The sequence below is a fragment of the Scytonema hankhaensis NUACC26 genome (assembly GCF_045865695.1).
In the GTDB taxonomy this organism is placed as follows: Bacteria; Cyanobacteriota; Cyanobacteriia; order Cyanobacteriales; family Nostocaceae; genus Scytonema.
In genome coordinates, this window is the sequence record NZ_BAACAP010000231.1 from 88527 (window position 1) to 107275 (window position 18749).

General features: G+C 39.8%; 20 protein-coding genes and 1 pseudogene. 5 read left to right on the forward strand and 16 right to left on the reverse strand.

From position 1 onward, the window contains the following. Positions 1-143: 143 nt before the first annotated feature. From cas2 to cas3, 9 genes are all read right to left on the reverse strand, one after another. Positions 144-416 carry a CRISPR-associated endonuclease Cas2 gene (gene cas2, locus ACKTT2_RS35515; protein WP_081402980.1) on the reverse strand — a complete coding sequence of 91 codons (273 nt, stop codon included), beginning with the start codon at positions 414-416 and terminating at the stop codon, positions 144-146. A gap of 123 nt (positions 417-539) precedes the next feature. After that, on the reverse strand, positions 540-1544 hold the full coding sequence (cas1d, locus tag ACKTT2_RS35520) for a type I-D CRISPR-associated endonuclease Cas1d (RefSeq protein ID WP_407895668.1): 1005 nt from the start codon (positions 1542-1544) through the stop codon (positions 540-542). A gap of 29 nt (positions 1545-1573) precedes the next feature. Next, complete coding sequence (cas4, locus tag ACKTT2_RS35525; RefSeq protein ID WP_407895670.1) at positions 1574-2167, reverse strand: CRISPR-associated protein Cas4; 594 nt, start codon at positions 2165-2167, stop codon at positions 1574-1576. 60 nt (positions 2168-2227) lie between these two features. Continuing rightward, complete coding sequence (cas6, locus tag ACKTT2_RS35530; protein ID WP_407895672.1) at positions 2228-3130, reverse strand: CRISPR-associated endoribonuclease Cas6; 903 nt, start codon at positions 3128-3130, stop codon at positions 2228-2230. 45 nt (positions 3131-3175) lie between these two features. Then, positions 3176-3895, reverse strand: a complete 720-nt coding sequence (gene cas5d, locus ACKTT2_RS35535; RefSeq protein ID WP_407895674.1) for a type I-D CRISPR-associated protein Cas5/Csc1 — start codon at positions 3893-3895, stop codon at positions 3176-3178. A 5-nt stretch (positions 3896-3900) separates the two neighbouring features. Next, positions 3901-4941 carry a type I-D CRISPR-associated protein Cas7/Csc2 gene (gene cas7d, locus ACKTT2_RS35540; RefSeq protein ID WP_407895676.1) on the reverse strand — a complete coding sequence of 347 codons (1041 nt, stop codon included), beginning with the start codon at positions 4939-4941 and terminating at the stop codon, positions 3901-3903. A 103-nt stretch (positions 4942-5044) separates the two neighbouring features. After that, the gene (gene cas10d / locus ACKTT2_RS35545; protein ID WP_407895678.1) at positions 5045-8530 is read right to left on the reverse strand and encodes a type I-D CRISPR-associated protein Cas10d/Csc3; all 3486 of its coding nucleotides are present in this window, start codon (positions 8528-8530) and stop codon (positions 5045-5047) included. Positions 8531-8612: 82 nt separating this feature from the next. Beyond that, complete coding sequence (locus ACKTT2_RS35550) at positions 8613-8927, reverse strand: hypothetical protein (RefSeq protein ID WP_407895680.1); 315 nt, start codon at positions 8925-8927, stop codon at positions 8613-8615. 263 nt (positions 8928-9190) lie between these two features. Then, positions 9191-11389 carry a type I-D CRISPR-associated helicase Cas3' gene (gene cas3, locus ACKTT2_RS35555; RefSeq protein ID WP_407895682.1) on the reverse strand — a complete coding sequence of 733 codons (2199 nt, stop codon included), beginning with the start codon at positions 11387-11389 and terminating at the stop codon, positions 9191-9193. A gap of 99 nt (positions 11390-11488) precedes the next feature. Between cas3 and ACKTT2_RS35560 the strand changes: the two genes are divergently transcribed. After that, positions 11489-12355 (forward strand): WYL domain-containing protein, encoded by an 867-nt coding sequence (locus tag ACKTT2_RS35560; RefSeq protein ID WP_407895684.1) that lies wholly within the window; start codon positions 11489-11491, stop codon positions 12353-12355. Positions 12356-12547: 192 nt separating this feature from the next. Here ACKTT2_RS35560 and ACKTT2_RS35565 read toward each other — a convergent pair whose 3' ends face one another. From ACKTT2_RS35565 to ACKTT2_RS35585, 5 genes are read right to left on the reverse strand one after another with little or no spacing between them, the layout of a single operon-like run. Continuing rightward, complete coding sequence (locus ACKTT2_RS35565) at positions 12548-12826, reverse strand: DUF433 domain-containing protein (protein WP_407895686.1); 279 nt, start codon at positions 12824-12826, stop codon at positions 12548-12550. A 13-nt stretch (positions 12827-12839) separates the two neighbouring features. After that, on the reverse strand, positions 12840-13274 hold the full coding sequence (gene hepT / locus ACKTT2_RS35570; RefSeq protein ID WP_407895688.1) for a type VII toxin-antitoxin system HepT family RNase toxin: 435 nt from the start codon (positions 13272-13274) through the stop codon (positions 12840-12842). Continuing rightward, the gene (gene mntA / locus ACKTT2_RS35575) at positions 13271-13717 is read right to left on the reverse strand and encodes a type VII toxin-antitoxin system MntA family adenylyltransferase antitoxin (protein ID WP_407895690.1); all 447 of its coding nucleotides are present in this window, start codon (positions 13715-13717) and stop codon (positions 13271-13273) included. The genes hepT and mntA overlap by 4 nt, the downstream gene beginning before the upstream one ends. Positions 13718-13723: 6 nt before the next feature. Next, complete coding sequence (locus tag ACKTT2_RS35580; protein ID WP_407895692.1) at positions 13724-14083, reverse strand: DUF5615 family PIN-like protein; 360 nt, start codon at positions 14081-14083, stop codon at positions 13724-13726. Between the two features lie 2 nt (positions 14084-14085). Beyond that, complete coding sequence (locus ACKTT2_RS35585) at positions 14086-14331, reverse strand: DUF433 domain-containing protein (protein WP_407895694.1); 246 nt, start codon at positions 14329-14331, stop codon at positions 14086-14088. 164 nt (positions 14332-14495) lie between these two features. Here ACKTT2_RS35585 and ACKTT2_RS35590 point away from each other — a divergent pair, with 164 nt between their 5' ends. Together ACKTT2_RS35590 and ACKTT2_RS35595 are read left to right on the forward strand one after the other, a co-directional pair. Beyond that, positions 14496-14645: a hypothetical protein gene (locus tag ACKTT2_RS35590; protein WP_407895696.1), complete on the forward strand. Its 150-nt coding sequence runs from the start codon at positions 14496-14498 to the stop codon at positions 14643-14645. Positions 14646-14660: 15 nt separating this feature from the next. Beyond that, positions 14661-15005 carry a helix-turn-helix domain-containing protein gene (locus ACKTT2_RS35595; protein ID WP_407895698.1) on the forward strand — a complete coding sequence of 115 codons (345 nt, stop codon included), beginning with the start codon at positions 14661-14663 and terminating at the stop codon, positions 15003-15005. Between the two features lie 159 nt (positions 15006-15164). Here ACKTT2_RS35595 and ACKTT2_RS35600 read toward each other — a convergent pair whose 3' ends face one another. After that, positions 15165-16184 carry a PDDEXK nuclease domain-containing protein gene (locus tag ACKTT2_RS35600; protein ID WP_407895700.1) on the reverse strand — a complete coding sequence of 340 codons (1020 nt, stop codon included), beginning with the start codon at positions 16182-16184 and terminating at the stop codon, positions 15165-15167. A 108-nt stretch (positions 16185-16292) separates the two neighbouring features. Here ACKTT2_RS35600 and ACKTT2_RS35605 point away from each other — a divergent pair, with 108 nt between their 5' ends. Both ACKTT2_RS35605 and ACKTT2_RS35610 read left to right on the forward strand, forming a co-directional pair. Further along, positions 16293-17798, forward strand: coding sequence for a phenylacetate--CoA ligase family protein (locus ACKTT2_RS35605; RefSeq protein ID WP_407895702.1), 1506 nt, complete (start codon positions 16293-16295; stop codon positions 17796-17798). A gap of 267 nt (positions 17799-18065) precedes the next feature. Next, on the forward strand, positions 18066-18608 hold the full coding sequence (locus ACKTT2_RS35610; protein ID WP_407895709.1) for a CAP domain-containing protein: 543 nt from the start codon (positions 18066-18068) through the stop codon (positions 18606-18608). Here the strand turns inward: ACKTT2_RS35610 and ACKTT2_RS35615 are convergent. Further along, positions 18597-18749 (reverse strand): annotated as a pseudogene (locus tag ACKTT2_RS35615) (colanic acid biosynthesis acetyltransferase WcaF); the annotation flags it as partial. The gene ACKTT2_RS35610 and the pseudogene ACKTT2_RS35615 overlap by 12 nt on opposite strands.

An 18749-nucleotide genomic window follows, 5' to 3' on the forward strand; every position in this document is an offset into this window, starting at 1 on the left:
ACTATTGTTTGCTGAACACCTTTCCTGTTTGTTGATATCATCAAAACTAGTTTGTATTCTCCTTTTGTATATATTTACATCAGTGTTGCTGAATAAAACCATTTTTCTCCTAGATTCTTTTCCAACACCTACCTATTTGCGAATTAAGCGAAGAAAATTGTGTCGTCGCGTACTGGTTCACCACCGATACGCTCAACTTTACCAAAACAGCAAGCGCACAGAAAGTAAAAGCGGATGCTATCGGTGTCAGGCTTTATCAGTTTATTCAAACGCGATCGCAACTTCGCATACTGAGTATCAGTGAGTTGGCACTCAAACACACTATATTGTACCCACTGCCCGTAGGATTTTAGCACGCTATGGATTTTTGTACGGCGCTTATCTTCTGAAATGTCATAAGACACGACAACATTCATTGAGAGAACTCTGCCTTTAGTTTCTAATTTAATAATTGTTTAACTCGCACAACTTCAGTCAACCTAACTCTTGTGGAACGGGCGAGGACGCCCGTCCTACTAAGTCAACAAACAGCGCAACGCTTACTTCACTACAAGTGGTGGATATTTCTCGATTTCGCCCATCAAGTATTTCGCTAGAAATCGGGCTTGGATTTCAAAAGCTTCTTGATAAGTACATTTGCGTCCAAGTACCGGATGCTTAAACTCAGATTGCTTCTTCTGTGCGTACAGTTGTAAAAATGTTTTTCGTCCTTCCTTAGTCAGGGAAACAGCATTGCTAACGGGTTCTTGCACAAAATCCTCAGCCTTGAGGAATTGCTTGTTCACAGCAGACAGCACAACAGCATCGACGATGACAGGTCTAAACTCTTCCATCAAGTCTAATGCTAGGGATGGTCTACCGTAACGTTGGCAGTGTAAATATCCGAGATAGGGATCGAAACCTACAATATTCGCTGCTCCTTGAATATCATGACACAGCAACGAATAACCAAAGCTGAGTAAAGAGTTGACGGGATCGGTAGGCGGACGGCGGACGCGGTTAGTAAAGGAGAACTTCATGTTACGAATCATGCGATCGAAGCATCCAAAGTAAGCTGCACTACCTGCACCTTCTAATCCTCTCAATGAATCAATATTGTGAGTTGTGTCAATGGGCGCAATTGCTTGCTCTAAGCGATGGATAAAAGTTGATAAGTCTATGTCGGCGCATTCTCGTTGGCGGCGCACAAGGGTAGTCCGGTAGTTTTTGAGTTTACCTCGTACAAACCCTTGGACGACATGAATAGCTTGAGGTGTATCACCTGCAGCATTCCATTGTGCTTTACGGACAAATATGTTCTTTGTCATTTCTGGTTTTAAACGTCCTAAATAACGACCTGTATCTGTGAGAAATGTGAGCGGAATTTGACGCTGCAATAATTCATTGACAGCAGCAGGTGAAACTGTGGCACGTCCTAGCACCACAACACCATCAACTTTGAGAAGTGGCACATCTAAAATGGTTGTTTTCTCAAACTTGACGTGTAACCGTTCATCGACTTTGCCAATAAATGCGTCTTCTTGCGTGATATATACTGTTCCCATGGTTTTTCAATCCAAATTGAATAACGATATTAGGCTTCTTGATAACGTCCTACTTTGTCCGCTGTCCCTGGTAAACATCTCGTATAGAGACTGCATCCCGTACAGCGTTTTGTCTTTAGGGCTTTTGGCATATAACCCGTACAGATTAGTTTTTGTACGGATTCAATAGTTGCGATCGCACTTTGACGCAACTCTTCAGTTATCTCTACAAGTTGGCGTTGGTGTGAATGTGCGTAGTAGATGTAACCTGTCCTGATGGTTTGTCCGGTCATTTCTTCCAAACATAGAGCTTGGGCGCAAACTTGCAACTCGTCGTTATCCCATTCGCCTTTTTTTCCGCGTTTGTATTCAACGGGATACCATTCACCATTTTCTGATTCGATAAGATCGGATTTACCAATAAGTTTGTATTTTTCCGATTTCAACCAGATGGCTCGAATTTGCCAAGTTTCTTCTCGATTTCCTTCTCCAACTGTGTGAACGCGATCGTGTAAACTCGTTCCCTCAATGGTATATTGGTTATCAATAAATTCACTTGCACAGAACATTAGCCAACAGCGATGCGGACAGTAAGCATATTGGTTTAATGCTGCAATTGGAACGTATTCTTCTGTTTCATTCATGGTTTTTGCTAATTGCTAATGGTTAATGGCTAATAGTTATTCGCTATCAGCCATTAGCTATCAGCTGCTAGCAGTTTTTAATCGTCGTGTCATTCCCATTCCCATGGTTGTTTTTCGTCCAAGCCCTGCATATAAGGCAAAGTCAGCAAGGGCATTTATTTGCTTAATAGCAATGGGTTCAACTTCTCCTAGAATTCGATAGTTGATTTCGCCAACGCAACCTATAAACTTAGTGTCATAGTTGTTAACAACTTCGGTGTTGATGTTGACAAAGCTGGGATAAATGGATTCGATGGGAACATTAGTAAACTCAATTCCACTGTATTTGTTCCAACGACTGAGAAGACTATTGAAAACAGATTCTCGAATTGGTAAAACACTATCGTATGCGCCCTGACGAAAAGCTACAGGTGTGGCAAAACTGAAGGAGATGGTGCGATCGCCTTTGGCGCTGCGATCCGCGCAATCGCGATCGCTCGCTTGCTCGTACAATTGAGCATATGTACAAGCATTTGCCCAAGGTTGTGTTGGTTGGGGAGTTCCCAAGATACTGGTAATGTACAAATTAGCAGATCCCAAATGCCAAGAATGTTCGGGGTTGAGATTTAGCCAAAGTGAAGTTAGTTTCCCAAAGAGCGTATCATCTAGAAGCGAAATCCGCCACCAACAGGGTGTACCAGGGGGAATGGGTTGTTCGTGGTTGTATTGTAAGGTATGGTGTTTGTGGAATTTGTTGTTGCGATCCAGTTTCTTGGGGATTGGGTATCCTTCCCGATGGCTTTGCACTTGTAAAGGAGAAAGAGTAAATGCTTTGTCGGCGTTAGATGTGTGTAAGTAATCTCCTAAATTGCGATCGACAGAACTGATAAGAGTAAGGAATAAGGCGTGGTAGTGTCTACCTGATAGAAATTCGGGGTAGATGGGGGACTGGGGAACGAGGTTAAGAACAAGACTGTGAGGCATAATTGAGAGTTATTAAGTAGGGTGGGCATTGCCCACCATTATGATTCAACCCTTAAATCGATACTGCATTCTAGCTGGGAGTCGTAGTTTTTCAGATTTGTATGGATTGTCAAACTCATAATACTCTCCTTGACGAATGCTGACATTTTGAATCAGACTGACAGGAGGCATATTAATGACATCGTAGCTCACGACTTGATGAGTAAACATCACATCTAAAGGATTGAGTGGGTAAGGAAAAGCGAAGTCACCAGTCTTTAATTTGAATTCTACCACTTCTTGAGTCTGTACCTCTGCTTTACTCATCCATTTACCCAAGCGAATCCATTTTGGTAATTTGAGTTGTTTTTGAGAAATCACAAAAAACTCAAATTTGCTTTCTGGTGCAATCTCTTTTGCTCTACCAAAACTAGGGATATTTTTCTGGGTTTTCTCCATCTCAACATGGTAGTTATTGTTGGCATACTTCCAAGTGTTAAGAGTCGTAGCATGGTGAATTGAATGTGCTGGAGTTACATAAATCCCCTGTTGATTGAGTGGTGTTAAATGCTCCTCATATTTAGGAACTTGTTCGGGACAGAAATAACGATATGAGTGTTCTTCAGCAACAGTGGTTGAATAAACCTCACTATCTACTAACTCCATGGCATAACAAAGAGCGTAATTATGAATGATTGCTTCTGTTTCGTAGAGTCTTCCTATCTCACGAGTGGCGTAATACAGGCTGTCATGTAATTCTAACCGACAGCAGTAAATAAAGGTCATAGTGGTTACTTAGCGGGTACTTTATCTTTACCTTTTATATGTTTCTGAGCATAAGCTTTCGCTTCGTCATCTGCTTTTTTAAGCATCTTTTTCAGGTTTTCTTCATTAGTAGTGATAGCTTTGACTTCATTAAGCAAAGATTTAAATGTTTCACCGATAAAGTCTTCATGCACGAGAAATTCACCTTGCATTAAGCTAGCAATAGTACGAGCAGCCGCTTCAGTAACATCATCTTCATTTAATGGCTCTGTAGAGGCTAAGGTTGCATTTTTCTTCATGTAATCATAAATGGCTTGAGTCCAGCGTAAATTGCTAACAATCTCTCCGTCAGCAAATATTACACCTATCAATTCATTCCGAACTCTTCCTGTACGTGTAGTCTGTGCGCCATAGTGTCGAGTACGCAAAATGTTATTAAAAACATAAAGAAAACTGGCTTCTGTAGGATCTTTTAATGTCACAATGCTGGGAAAGAAGATTTGGGGTTTAATGTGATCTTGCTGATTAATACGAGCTGTAACTGAACCTATTTTACCATCTAATTCGCCATTAGCTTTCTTCTCTCCCTTTGCTGCCATTGTTCCATTCTCATAAGGAGCATTTAAAGTGAATGTTTCATGAGAATCAGCATACTCAGTTATAGAAAATGCTGTATCTACTACAACTTTTGATTTTTCAGAACCTGAATCACCAATAGCAAACCCATAAATAATACAGTCAGGATTATTCATGGCAAATTTTACGTTGTACTCGCACTCTTCCGCAGTCATAAAACCATAATTTCGGAGTAATTCTCGACCCACTAATCGTTCTGGAGTTGATTGTTTGCGCTTAAACATTGCTAAGCGGCTGATAGTTTTTTGACTCTCTGATTCTTCCTTTTCGATTCCTGCTCTGACTCGTGATTTATTCAGTTCACCATCTGTTTGAAATAGTGGATAAGATTCAGTGACACGCACTGTTAGAAAATGAGCATATTTCCCCATTGGTTTATAGGGAATATTAGTATGAAAATGTTTGGCATCAATAGTTTTCAGAAAATTCATGATAGGTCTCCAATAGTTTGAATTTTGTTAGAGTTAGTACTGTGAGAGCTTGAGAAAGCCTGGAGAGAAATATCAGCAGAAAAGACGGTTTTATTAATAGAAGTTATTCATCTACATCTAAATCATCTGTATCTGCATCTAAATATTCAGTAGTTTTTTCTCCTTGTGAAGAACGTCTTTCATAATTTGCTAAACGGTAAAGGTACTCGCAAGTGTTCCGGATGTAGTTCATTTGACGACCTTGTAGACGAGCGCGATCGCCTGCAAAAGACTCGTTAAAAACCTCAACCACAAAATACTCAGTGAAATCTCGAATAGCTTGTAATTCCTCCTCTGTATTACTAATCATCCAACGTCCTTCTGCTCTAGAAGCGTGAACTCGCTTCATTAACTGGAAGACTTCTGCTGTTACCAAATCAATCAAAGCATCATTAGAAAAACTAGTGTCAGCTTTGAGAATGACATCAGCAGCTACATCAATAGGTTTAAGAATGGCATTGGCTGGAATTGGTTGTCTCCCAGTTTTTTTAGCATGTCTGTAGAACCTTCGGAATCGCTCTGTTAATTCTCTGGGATGATTTAAGGAAGATGCTTGTGTCACTGTCCATTTCTCCAATTGAAAATCATATTTTGCATGAGGATCGAAACACGGGTAAAAGTAATAAGCATAAAGCTTGATTTTATTAATGCTAGGCGTTTCTACACCTTGCTTTCGACTCCAGCTTTTGAGGTAGCTAAAGACATTGAGCGGACTTGTCTCCAAATCTCTGGCTAATTCAGAAAACTTACCCCAGTTAGAATCATATTTCCCCTTATTTTGTTTGACATTAACATCAAGATGTATTGCATAGGCAGCAGTTAATACATTAAGTGGTGCAGAATACTGTTTGTTATTTTCTTCCCAACCCTCAAGAATGTAGTCAAGACGGAATTTATCTCGTCCCACCAACACCCGAAACGCTGGTGGTGCGCTGTCCAAAAACACCGTTTCTTCAAATTCAGCACCATCATTAAAGGGTGGAATGGGTGACTCAGATACCACAGTCTTTACATCAAGAATCATTGGAAAGGCAAAGGCTAACCAACTTGGCATAACCCACGATTCGGTGTCAGTCGGATCGAGTCCTGGTGGTAGCGCTATGAAATAAAACGTTAACGGTTGGTCTTCGGGATAAGACAGCTTGAATGTACGATCTTGCTTGTGTTCTGGATGATTCTCTGGTAAATCTTTTTTGCGCTGCAAGTCCTCATCAATAAGGAACGTATCAACACTTTGATACCGTTGTCGTCCGAAATCCGCTTGTAAGTCATCATTGATAAAGTGATTGCGGATGCTGGCATTAAAGCGAGATTGAGCTATGTTAGTATAAGCCCACTGAAGAAACTTGTTCGTCTCTGGCGTGCAGTAATAGGTTGGATAGAAGTAAAGATAACGGTATTTACCGTCCTCGAACCGTTTACCTACCGCCTGAGTTTGATTCATAAGGATTTGACGCAGCATCATTTCTATGCCTGCAATACTAGAAATGTTACGTTTTGCATTGGAACCCCCTAGCATTTGCTTGTTTGTATAAACCTGGGGAGTAAACAACACTGCAGATTCCATCTGTTCTGTGACTGTGTAAGCAGAATGGGAAACAGAACAAATTAACTGCCTTCCACGCCCAGATTTCTTCGCTAGTTGATAGCGTTCTAACTCATCCAGAAAGACTTTTGTAGAATCAAGATCTTGGTGCTTATCCTTTCCAGGGAGAATGACAACGTGCTGCACCCACAAGCGCAAATCATCCCACCCATCCGGTAACTGGTATTGCTCTACAATTGGTGAGATTAACTTGGCTAGATGGTTAATAGCACCCTCACAAACTTCCTCTACATTTTCAATTTCTGGGTGACGCTCTAAGTACTTTGCTGCTAAATAGTACCACTCATAAGGCACACCGCCAGTATTACCCTTAAGTTTCAGTTCCTTTAGCTTGTCATTAATGCGTTGTATTTCTCGAATTGGGGGTAAAGATTTCTCTAAATCCCAGAGTTTCGCTACTTCTCCCACTAAATCTAAATCGGGAAGGGGTGGTAATTCCTTCTTGCTTTTCTTGCCCTCCTTTCGGGATTCTTCAATCTTATTAACCTTTTCTCCCCAAATTTTACGAGTGATGACATCACCAAATTCAGCAATTTGATCTATCCGAATATCATCAGAAAATTTGAAATTATAATCGGTTGAGAGAACACCTTGCTGTTGAAATTTGATTAAATTATCACTACGGCTTTTAGCAACTGAATTTTTACCTATCTTCAAAATGCGTAGATTTGCTTTTAGTGCAACCCGCATCAATCCTATGTCATCAAAGAATTTATCATAATATTCGGCATATTTCATGCCTTTACCATCTCTACCAAAACCAGTTTGACGTTTGATGAGTTGCCCACCACAAAATTCTTTAATCTTGTTAACAACTCTATCTGGTAAATCTTCAGTCGATATTACAGGTGAATTACAGAGTGTTAAGTAAACAACACCTGTTGGTAAATATAACAATGGCTTGTAATATTCACATTCTCCTGTATTTAAACTTGTGTGAGCCTCCATCAGAGCATTATTCACCACATTAGTCAAAACACCCCTGTTCTCAGAAACTCTGTGATAACTTAATTTAAGTTGTCCATCACTGAGGTTATGAAGAATGCCATTTAAAGTACGGTGTTCGGCATCTTGAGGATGTTTAATAACCGAGGCTAGTAAATCAGCTACACAAGTTAATTCAGCAAGACAGACAAGGACATAATCATTAAGTATTGGGTGCAAACCATGTTCAGAAAGATTTAAGTTCGTGTCAGTTCGTCGCTGAGCATTATATGCAATGAATAGTAAGTCATCACGATATTCTTGCCATGCTTCTGGTTCATCGGGACTGATAAACTTGTCAAGATTTAATTCCCGAACAATTACATTTATAATGTCACGGTGTGCTGCGAGAGGTAATTCACGGATTTTTTGTTCTTTATCTAACGATATTGCTCTGTACACCTCTGGCATTGTTGGGAAAAATCGATAATCAAATTTTTCAAAATCATGTAGGATAAATCCAGCAATCAATAACCGCCTTTCTTTTTCTCTAATGACTCGTCTAGCCGTTGTGTCTATTTTTTTAAGACGGCGTTCAATTAGATTAGCTGGTAGCAACCCATTCAGTAAATGTGTATTTAAAGATTGGTCACCTGCATTATCTCGTCTAACATTTTCTTTACCTTTCTTTTTGTCGAGATAATCAAAAAATTTACCACCCTTTGCCGTTACTCCAATAGCTACCTGTAGTAACTTTGGTAATACGTACTGGCTAAAGTCCTGCATGATTAAGTCATCAGGGTTTTCTGTTGCGATCGCTCTTTGCAGTAACTTGAGGGTGAGGAGTTCAGATGGCTGAGTTTCAACTTTGCGCTCGGATGTTATTTCAAAGTCTGAATCATCTCCAGACATCCAATCATCGTCTGAGTTATCCAACTCTTCAACATTAATATCATCATTAATTTTAAAGAGTGAGAGTTGTTGCGCTTGTTCTTCTGATTTTTTGTGTTTCTTAGACATTTTTACCTCTTTATCCACACAACAATTTGAGTCCTAACTAGGACTGTGAAAAAGCTTGATACTTTTTATTGAAAATATATTTTTAATCTTGTAAATAAAAATTTGCTAGCTCTTCTAACTGTTGATTCCGAAAAATTAAGTATTCAAATTGACGAACTTTACTTAACAAGAAATCAATTGTTTTTTGACTTTCCTGAAGTTGAGCTTCCTGTTCGTAAATCATGTGTATTATTTCTTCATTTTTCTTATTAATTTGATTTATTTGAATATTGTATGTAGAAATCTTATTGTCCTGTTCGCAAAGCCGATCATCTTGAATGTCGTTCCTGTGCCGTTCTACCTCAATCACATCAATTAGGTAGCGGAGTACATCTAAATCGATATTCCGGCTAAGCATATAAGGTTTTCCTTGTTTAAATTATTACCCTACAGTTTAGCACTTTTATATTAGACGACTAAAAAAAGAGGATGACTAATATATGCATCTGTGAATATGAACCTGTAACTAGTTTATAATTCAAGCTCAAATCTTGTATAATTGGGATGCAGGGTTTGAATCCCTACCAGGGATTGAAACACAGGCTCATAATTCACTGATGCTGATCCTCCTACCCTGCGGCTGAAATAGCCAAAACAGAATCCCTATTAGGGATTGCAACTCTAAATGACCCATATCTCATTCCCCTTGCTCTTGAGCCAGTTTGCTTGCGTATCCACTAACAGTGCTGAGTGCCCAAACGCTATACAATATGGTGGTGTTGCATCGTGAACGCTTGATTGGTCGCTAATTGGGTAAATATCGAAGTGCATCGGTAACCGTAATCGCCACCGTACTTCATCCAAACGCAAAGGCAGTATGTAAGAAACCAAAGCTTGTTTCTTCAGTTGCTTGTTAATCTCACTAATCCAGTAGTTTCCTGGCTGCCAAACTTGAATACCTAACAAAACTTGAACTTTCCAAGTATGGGCAATCGGTTCAAGGTTTCCAGGATAGGTAAATTTCCAATCCAGTCTTTCTTCGCGATATCCAAGCAACTTCATAAATCCCAAACAGTATTCATATCTGCTCTTAGGGATAGAGGTACTGGTACGTTCTGCGATCGCATGGCGCAACCGTTCAAATTCTGTCCCCTTCATCGGTTCAATTTCTAAATTGCTAAGAATCCCAGGTAAATCATAAGTTTTGAACTTATCAACCTCATTTGTTTCCGTAGTGTCATATATCCCACATAGCAATGAACTTGTACCCCGAAAACTAGTTGCTTCATCTAAAATTGGGTTTCCCTTACCTTTTCCGGCTGATAGTTGCTGCCACTCACTTTCCCACTCTTTGCTGCGAACAAACACAGCCTTGAGGTTTACCTTTCTTTTGTCAGTACTAAAAACTAGTTCACAATCTTTCTTGAATGCTTCTTGGCTATCTTTATACTGCTGCTTAACATTAGGATGCCCTAGTTGTCGGACAAGCCGCATTGACTGTACTGTACCCCATTTCAAGTAATAGCCTTCAAAATTATTGATTTTGCGGTAGTTTGCCCGAATTTGCTCGTGGAAAAACGGACGTTCGTAAACCTCGTCTGACTTCAAAGATGGAGAATCGCCCCTAAAGAGCTTGTCAATTAAGAAATTGGGTGCAAGGGCGTAGGCAGTAAAGCCGTTAAAAATTATGTGCTGACCGTTGCGTTCATACCCATCATGGCGTCCTAATCTACCTAAACGTTGGATAAAACTACCAGCATCTGCTGACTCAAAAAATAGAGCATTGATTTTGAAGTCTACACCAACATCAATAGTGCTAGTTCCCAAAACCAAATCAGCCTCAAGGGATTCTTCCTTTGTTCTCTTCCCTGACAAACCAGTATTTTCGCTGACTTTAAACCCATAGGGTTTGAGAAAATTATCAAAAAAATTAGTTAAACGCTTGACTGCGGCAATTGAGTTGAGAATAATTGCTCCTTTGCTGCCACCTTGCAAGTGAGCTAAAATCAACTCACTATTATCTTTTAGCCAAGTTTCAGACGCTTTTGAGGTAGGTTCTAGCCGGACAAAATGTAAGACAATTTGCCGTGAGACTTGACGCCAACCTTCAGATTTTAGCTGTTGGCACTCAGCCATAGTATCAGGAAATTTATACTTGTTTTCTTTTAGTGGATCTATTTCATAACAGCGAAATCCTGCTAATTTAAGCCTATCAACTAATTGCGGATTTGGGGTTGCAGAAAGAAACAAAAACTTTTTCCGCCGATTGGTACGGCGAATAAACAGCATGGCATTGATTACACTAGCAATTTGCGGTACTTGGAAAACGTGAAACTCGTCAAACAAAATTACATTGAATCGTTTAACAATCCTTCCCCACAACTTATCTGGGCTATCGTTGACAAATAGATATGCCCCTTGATGCAAGTAGTGAAAAATATCTGGATTTGCCAGTAGAATTTCGGTTTGTCCTACGCGTGTTTCTAAGGCTGTGCCTTTTTTTAATTTTTCTTGTTCCGCATAAATTTCTAATTCTTGTCCACTCAAGCGATGAACACGCGGTTCGTGTTCTGGCTCAAATAGCTTAATGTATCCCCCAATTTGCATTTCTTGATCTCTTGCAAGTTCGTTTGTTGGATACAATCCTAGAATTGTGAAGTATTCCAGCAAACTCTCCAAATAACTGCCTAAGCTTTTCCCGTCGCCTGTAATGGCGTAGTTGAAAATAACTTCAATATTGGGATCGCGTATTGCCTTTAAAGTATCTGCTTGATGCCAGGAAAGCACCAAGTCCTTTGGAAGTTTCACACCCTTTGGAATATCTGATGCAGATGCAGGGCATGAATAAACAGGTTTAAGAGTAATTTTATCTTCGGACATACACTAAAATAGTGTCCGTAACTTGTTGTTGAAATCTATCTTGGCACTCAAAATAGTGATTGACAAGAGATACATGGATAAAAGTGTCCGTATAAATTCATGAGCCGAAAAGGTTTTTCAATAACCCTGTCGTTGAAAGAACAGGACAAAGCCGAACTAGAAAAGCTTGCCAGCGAACTTGGTATGATGTGGGGCGATCGCCCAAACATTTCCAAGCTAGTGGAAGCCATTGCCAGACGGCGGCTGCTAATTACCCCTAATAACAATTGGTCACAAGAGCGGATAACAGCGTTAAAGCAAGCTATGTACGCTTTAACAGATGTTGGCAAAGTAGAGGAAGCCTTACTCATTGCCAATCTGTTATTGGAACGCAGCGAGTTATCATTGCCACTCAGAGCAGAAATAGAACGCTTTGTAGGGAATCCCCCTCCACCCTGGCGAATAGAACTTAACCAGTACATCCATCGCCAGCAACCATTTCAACTTTCCTACCAAGACGCAACAGGGCGGCTGTGGAATTTTACTGTTCGCCACGCCAAAATAGTTCCTCATGAAGAACGACAATATCTTGATTGCTGGTGTGAAGAAACCGAAGGTAATTTAGATGTCGAGGAACTTCATCACAATTGGAGTTTGCGTCTAGACAGAATTCCGGAAGCAGGTGTGATACCAATTTCGGGTAAGTGGCGATCTAATTTAGATGAACTGCCAGTAGAAATGCATATACATGGACGCTTGGCTTTTTCTTATAAAACCAAAAATGAGGATGTAGAGAGCGAATTATTAGAAAGTTCTCCACCAGTTCGCCGAGTCGTCAGACGCATCTCCAGTACCTATTGGTTCACCCGCGAAGTCTTGCGAGATGCACCAGATGTGTTAATTATCTCGCCAGAAAATGTACATCTGCTGACTAAAGAAAAGCTCAAATTATTTTGCCAGCGTTATAATCTGGAAATTTCTTCTTAAAACTTTATTGGGACTGGATTTAATACCAATTCTCCATAAAAATACTCTTCTCTTAATTTAGCCCGCATAAGTAGTGAGTCCATCACTACAAGCGGGCTTTTCGCCGTAAGCGACTACCGTATAACTTCAAGCTTTTAATTTTGATGCGATGTTAAGCATAAATTTCCAAAGTATTAGTATGAGCGTAAAAATTCACTCCTCACCTTTATCCTCTTGTTTAATATGAATTTCTGAACTCAAAGGAATTTCCACAAACACATCTCTGGACATTTCTGCACCATAAGCAAGACAAGCAAGCACATCTTCTCGCTCAATACTGGGGTACTCCTGAAGAATTTCTTCAATAGTTTCGCCACTAGCTAAAAGATCCAGAATAAGAGAAACTGGGATGCGATGTCCGCGAATACGAGGTTTGCCAAAACAAACATTTGGATCAATGGAAATTCTTGACAGCAAATTATCTCTGGTCATAGTGTTCTCATCCTTATGTCTCTAATAAATCGCGATAAGCTGTAACTTGCTGTACATATAATCGATATTGCTCCAAAGCCCTTGGAATAACCGAAAATACTATTCTGCTGTTTATATCTTCATACTGATAAACTAAAATATTCCGCATTCCAACTGATTGTACCAGTTCATCTGCTAAATTTTGAGTAATGATGCCTTTTTGTCCAGCTTCATTAAAAGAATCGAAGTTCGTGGTTGGGTTAACTTCATATAAGTGTAACAACAGATATTCATTAATGTCTGTTGCTACTTCGACTATAAGCTGTATGAGTCTTTCAACAATTAATTGCTGGTCAAAATCACCCAAATACTCGTCAAGACTAATCGATACAAACTTTTCTAAATTGTCGCAATATTTTACAATCAATCGAATTCTAACTAAAACGACTTCCCAATCAATGTTTCTCATAATCCCCACTTTTTCAATGCCATTTCGATAAGCTGGCGTTGCTCTTGGCGAAATTTCTTCATTTCTGACTCCGATCTCAATGAAGTGCTCCGAAAATATTCATATCCTCCTGGATCTTTCTCATAAAGAAGAATACCATCACGAGCAACAAAATGGGCTATTAGCCAAGAAGAATTATTAAGTTCTACTACATCAATTTTTTCGGGAGATATTCCAAAAGTTTTCCCAATAATTACAGGAACTTCAAACCAACCCCAATCATTATCTTTGATATGTGTCTTTCGATCTTCTTCATTGTAAAGTATGGCAAAATCCCAGTCACTTTGACCATGAGTTTTACCAGTAGCTCTAGAGCCAAACAAAATTAACATTTTGAGATAAGGAAGTCTCTCAGGAAGTTGTTGGGCAAGTTTCCTGAGATTTTCAATTGTTGGCGTATTCATGTCTTTTTATCTCGTATCATCTGGCGGTCGAATTCTCACCCTACCTAGTTCGGCAGTGACAATCGCACCAGATACTAATTCATCACTGTAAAGCGTCAGTGCTTGTAAACAAACAGTTGATTGCTGTCTAGAATTGACATTGACCAAGCGCAGAATACCACAGTGGGGCATTCTTCGCACAATTGCTAACTCACCAAAATCGCGATCGAGTGTTACCAAAATCCGACCCTCACGGTAAGCTGTGGCTAAAATCTCCTCATCGCCCGGATCTTCTGACCAATTGCCAGCCCAAACTACATCATGTCCAGCAGTTACTAACTTTGTTTGTACGCCTCCCCACACACAAGTATCAAGAAGTAATTTCACCCTTAAGACTCCACAGGTAATAGTTCAATTCGCTCATGACCTACTAACCGACGTGCATATACTAAACAAGCCAGTACATCTTCCCTTTCTAACCAGGGATAACCCTCTAGCAAAGTTTCAATAGTATCACCTGCAGCCAGCATCCCTAAAATATGCTCAACTGCTAAACGGCGACCTCGAATAATCGGCTTACCTCCAAATATTTTAGGGTTAACTGTAATTCTTTCTAAAAGTTTTTGCTCGTCCATATGTTTATCTCCAAAATGTTTCCGTTTAAGGATGGAGCTTTTAAGTCGATTGATTCAAAAGCTTCTATTACTATAGTTACGCAGCTAAAACCCCTAAAACTACAGGCTTATAAAAAGTCTGTGGAAATAGTTCGAGTTCTAACTGCGGTGAACTTGAGCCTCCCATGCGTCCATTGGTTCTGCAAAAAATCAGTCAGCCTACCGAAGCATGGCGAGTTATCATAGAGCAGCACTGTCAGAGCGAACAACCCTTTCATCTACTGTATACCAATGCACAAAGTGAGGATTTATCATTTACTGTCCGTTACGCCTAAGAAGAGTAAGAAAAAATGGCCTCCAACACAATTTCTTGGAAATCTATTCGCAATGAAGTCTTGGCAGAGCCAAAAGTAAAAGCTGAGTATGATGCACTGGAAACTGAATTTAATCTTGCTAGACAAGTCATTAGCTTGAGAAAGGCAAGTGGTTTAAGTCAACGCGACTTTGCAGATAGGATCGGAATTAAACAACCACAACTAGCTCGAATTGAATCTGGAAAACAGATCCCTAAGCTTGAAACTTTAACAAAGCTGGCATCCGGTGCAGGCTACGCCGTTGAAATTCATTTCGTTCCTATAGAAAATAAGCAAGCTCCAAAAATTGAGCCAGTGCAAATTCCTACTGAGCCATCTTGAGAAACACTTTAGACATCTCCGATAATAGATGTAAGGGCGCAAGGCATTGCGCCCCTACCAAAACTTTCAGGTCATGCATAATTAATCTCTAGAGATGTCTTTTGCGCTCTTTAAAAAAAATACTCAAAGTATTGCTGATTGGTCGATTCCATCAATTTTTTACTCAATTCCCTCCAACAACTTAGCAACTTGCTCTGGTGCAGGAAGCTGGTGTTGAAGTTCTTGGGGTACTGTAGAAACTATCTGATAAGTTCCCACACCGATTGGTTTATTTGATTCTTTAAGTGCATACTCAACAATTGTTTGATTTTTAGATTTACAAAGAATAATACCAATTGACGGATTCTCATCAGGTAGCTTTACTTTATCATCCAAAGCAGCTAAATAAAACTGCATCTTGCCAACATACTCAGGCAAAAACTTACCAATCTTTAGTTCTACTGCTACTAAACATTTCAAACTACGGTGATAGAGAACAATATCTATAAAGTATTCTTCATCATCAATTTCTAGACGATATTGACTACCAACAAAAGCAAACATCCCTCCCATTTCTTGTAAAAATGGTTGAACTCTTGCTAAAATTGCCTTCTCTAGCTCGCGCTCGCTATGTTCATCACCTAATTCTAAAAAATCAAACGTGTATTCATCTTTGACTGCTAATTTTGCCCGAGCGCGTATTTCCTCTGGTACAGCTTTATCAAAATTAGTTTGGTTAATTAGAGTTTTCTCATAATTTTTATTCTCAATTTGGTGTATCAAAACATTTTTTGTCCAACCAAACTTGCGAGTCATTCTAATATAAAACTCTCGTTCTAAATCATCCTTACACTTTTCAAGAATGACAAGATTGTGAGTCCAACCAATTTCTGCAACCAATGGTTGCAGTTTTTCATTCTGGCTGTAAGTAACATAAAAACTCCGCATATTCCAAATATTACGGGCAGAAAATCCACTAATCCCAGGGAATTCTGCCTGTAAATCCTTTGCTAACTGTTCTACCACTGATTTTCCCCAGCTAGACCCCTGTTGACGGGTTACTATAATCTTGTCAATATCCCAGTACAGGGCAATGAGTTCTTTGTTTACAGCTTTCAGCGCTTCATATTGAGCAGAACGAATGCGTTGTTTGACTTCAACTAGCAGGTTTTTGTAATCATCTGGAATCGGCTTGCTCATCTTTGCTAATAATTTTATTTTTATGATTTGAACATGGCGAGATATGCTTTGATTGTAATAGCGTAACCATTAAATCTGTAGCTGTACAAACTTGGGGGAGTGTTGGAGATGAAAGTAGAACAACAGCAACGTGCTATTACGGCATTCCAAGAGTTCTTAACCACACCCCTAGACTCACTCTTACAGCAACATATCAACATAGATGCTTCAGCAGCAGCCTTGGCATTATTCCACGATGTGGCTGTAAATGTCCCTGCTTACAAAGATTTCTTAGCACAACACGCGATCGCTCCTGATGAATACCAAACTGTTGAGGATTTCCAAAGGCTTCCAGAACTAACCAAACAAAATTATTTGCAACGTTATTCTTTAACTAACTTATGCCGTCACGGACTGCTAGAAACCTGCGATACGATCGCTGTCTCTTCTGGTTCTACAGGAAAACCCACATTTTGGCCTCGGTTTTTCTCTGATGAGATGCAAATTGCGACCCGCTTTGAGCAGGTTTTTCATGATAGCTTTTCCGCCGATACCAAACCTACTCTCGCTGTCATTTGTTTCACTCTGGGAACTTGGGTTGGTGGTATGTTTACAGCCAATTGCTGTCGTTATCTTGCAAGCAAAGGTTATCCCGTGACTACGCTCACTCCTGGTAATAACAAAGAAGAAATTTTGCGAGTTGTGCAAGAACTAGGTTCGGCTTTTGAGCAGGTTGTTTTGTTGGGATACCCACCCTTTTTAAAAGATGTTATTGATACTGGTATAGCTCGTGGAATTGAGTGGCAGCAATATCAAGTAAAGTTGGTTATGGCAGGAGAAGTGTTTAGTGAAGAATGGCGAAATTTAGTTGGCGATCGCCTTGGTTCCCGTAATTTCTGCTATGATTCGGCATCACTCTACGGTACGGCAGATGCAGGGGTGTTGGGGAATGAGACACCTTTAAGTATTTGTATTCGTCGCTTTCTGGCAAATAATCCAGAAGCTGCACGCGCTTTGTTTGGAGAATCGCGTTTACCTACTCTAGTACAATATGACCCTATCAGTCGTTTTTTTGAAGTGAAAGATGGTGCCTTATTATTTTCAGGAAACAACGGCATTCCTCTAGTTCGTTATAATATATTGGACAATGGAGGAATAGTCTCTTACGATGCTATGCTTCAGTTTTTAGCAAAATGGGGCTTCGCTCCAGTTACAGAATTGCAAAGAAATGGTGGAAGAGGAATTCGATCGCTACCGTTTGTTTATGTCTTCGGACGCTCTAACTTTACGGTTTCATATTTTGGAGCAAATATTTATCCAGAAAATGTCACTGTGGGATTAGAGCAAGCAGTTATCAGAGAATGGGTAACAGGTAAATTTGTCTTACAGGTGAAGGAAGATGCAGATAAAAATCGATATTTATCTGTGGTTGTGGAATTAGCACCAGGAATAGAAGAAAGTGAAGAGAAAAAACAAGCGATCGCATCTTCTATTCTCGAACAACTAAAACGCCTCAATAGTGAATTTGCTAACTACGTACCTCCAGAATACCAAATGCCGCAAGTTTCTTTAGCACCATTAGGCGATCCTGAATATTTTCCTGTTGGAGTTAAGCATCGATATACTAGAAATTGAGAGAAGTGGAAAAATGACCCTTACTATTAATTGAATAGATGTACAAATTCAGAGGTTATTTATAAAGTCAACCTGAAATTACCGAACATCTAAAGACAATATATTACGTCAATTGGGTTGAGGAACAACACTCAACATTGAACCCTTATTGTTGGGTTTCGTTCCTCAACCCAACCTACGATGTCTTAATGTTTACTTTATAAATTATCTTTCAGAGGGAGAAATTTGTTGTTGAAATTTCATATAAAATACAAGCACAAAGGCGCGATCGCCCAAATAATTCCGGTTATAGGAATAACACTTGCATTTTTAATTGCAGGGTGTGAGGAAGTGGTAGAGTATCTGCCTCCTTTACCCAAAATTGAAGTACCATCTGGCAAACCTCGAAAACCTACTGTTCTTGCTCAAACTTCTGCAACAGCCAAGATCGAAGCAGCAGTTAGGCAAGATATTAATGAAGTTCGCGTTAAATATGGGCTAAAACCTTTACAAAACAATGAAAAGTTAGCGCAAGTTGCCCGAAGGTACAGTCGGCAAATGGCTGAGAAAAACTTTTTTAGCCACACGGGATCGGATGGTAGCACCCTTTCCGAAAGAGCGCGATCGGGAGGAATTGTATACTGGGTAGTCGGTGAAAATTTATTTAAAAGTACAAATATTCCTCAACCCGTACCAGTTGCAGTAGATGGCTGGATGAAAAGCCCCGGACATCGTGAGAATATTTTGCGTCCTATTTTTCGAGAAACTGGGATTGGAGTTTGGAAAATTGGCAGGACTTACTACATTACACAGTTATTTTTACGTGGTTAACTCGCACTTTCTCTCATAACGAGGGATGCAGGGGGTTCCCCAGCAAACTTGTGCGGCTGGGATGTCGCTAAAAACACTGCTACGAGCACCAATGACAGCATTAGACCCAATTTTAACTCCCGGTCCTACAAAGCAATCTGC

Bases quoted from the DNA above. Each gene is read 5' to 3' on its own strand.
- cas2 (WP_081402980.1), bottom strand. From the start codon at position 416: ATGAATGTTGTCGTGTCTTATGACATTTCAGAAGATAAGCGCCGTACA.
- cas1d (WP_407895668.1), bottom strand. From the start codon at position 1,544: ATGGGAACAGTATATATCACGCAAGAAGACGCATTTATTGGCAAAGTC.
- cas4 (WP_407895670.1), bottom strand. From the start codon at position 2,167: ATGAATGAAACAGAAGAATACGTTCCAATTGCAGCATTAAACCAATAT.
- cas6 (WP_407895672.1), bottom strand. From the start codon at position 3,130: ATGCCTCACAGTCTTGTTCTTAACCTCGTTCCCCAGTCCCCCATCTAC.
- cas5d (WP_407895674.1), bottom strand. From the start codon at position 3,895: ATGACCTTTATTTACTGCTGTCGGTTAGAATTACATGACAGCCTGTAT.
- cas7d (WP_407895676.1), bottom strand. From the start codon at position 4,941: ATGAATTTTCTGAAAACTATTGATGCCAAACATTTTCATACTAATATT.
- cas10d (WP_407895678.1), bottom strand. From the start codon at position 8,530: ATGTCTAAGAAACACAAAAAATCAGAAGAACAAGCGCAACAACTCTCA.
- ACKTT2_RS35550 (WP_407895680.1), bottom strand. From the start codon at position 8,927: ATGCTTAGCCGGAATATCGATTTAGATGTACTCCGCTACCTAATTGAT.
- cas3 (WP_407895682.1), bottom strand. From the start codon at position 11,389: ATGTCCGAAGATAAAATTACTCTTAAACCTGTTTATTCATGCCCTGCA.
- ACKTT2_RS35560 (WP_407895684.1), top strand. From the start codon at position 11,489: ATGAGCCGAAAAGGTTTTTCAATAACCCTGTCGTTGAAAGAACAGGAC.
- ACKTT2_RS35565 (WP_407895686.1), bottom strand. From the start codon at position 12,826: ATGACCAGAGATAATTTGCTGTCAAGAATTTCCATTGATCCAAATGTT.
- hepT (WP_407895688.1), bottom strand. From the start codon at position 13,274: ATGAGAAACATTGATTGGGAAGTCGTTTTAGTTAGAATTCGATTGATT.
- mntA (WP_407895690.1), bottom strand. From the start codon at position 13,717: ATGAATACGCCAACAATTGAAAATCTCAGGAAACTTGCCCAACAACTT.
- ACKTT2_RS35585 (WP_407895694.1), bottom strand. From the start codon at position 14,331: ATGGACGAGCAAAAACTTTTAGAAAGAATTACAGTTAACCCTAAAATA.
- ACKTT2_RS35590 (WP_407895696.1), top strand. From the start codon at position 14,496: ATGCGTCCATTGGTTCTGCAAAAAATCAGTCAGCCTACCGAAGCATGG.
- ACKTT2_RS35595 (WP_407895698.1), top strand. From the start codon at position 14,661: ATGGCCTCCAACACAATTTCTTGGAAATCTATTCGCAATGAAGTCTTG.
- ACKTT2_RS35600 (WP_407895700.1), bottom strand. From the start codon at position 16,184: ATGAGCAAGCCGATTCCAGATGATTACAAAAACCTGCTAGTTGAAGTC.
- ACKTT2_RS35605 (WP_407895702.1), top strand. From the start codon at position 16,293: ATGAAAGTAGAACAACAGCAACGTGCTATTACGGCATTCCAAGAGTTC.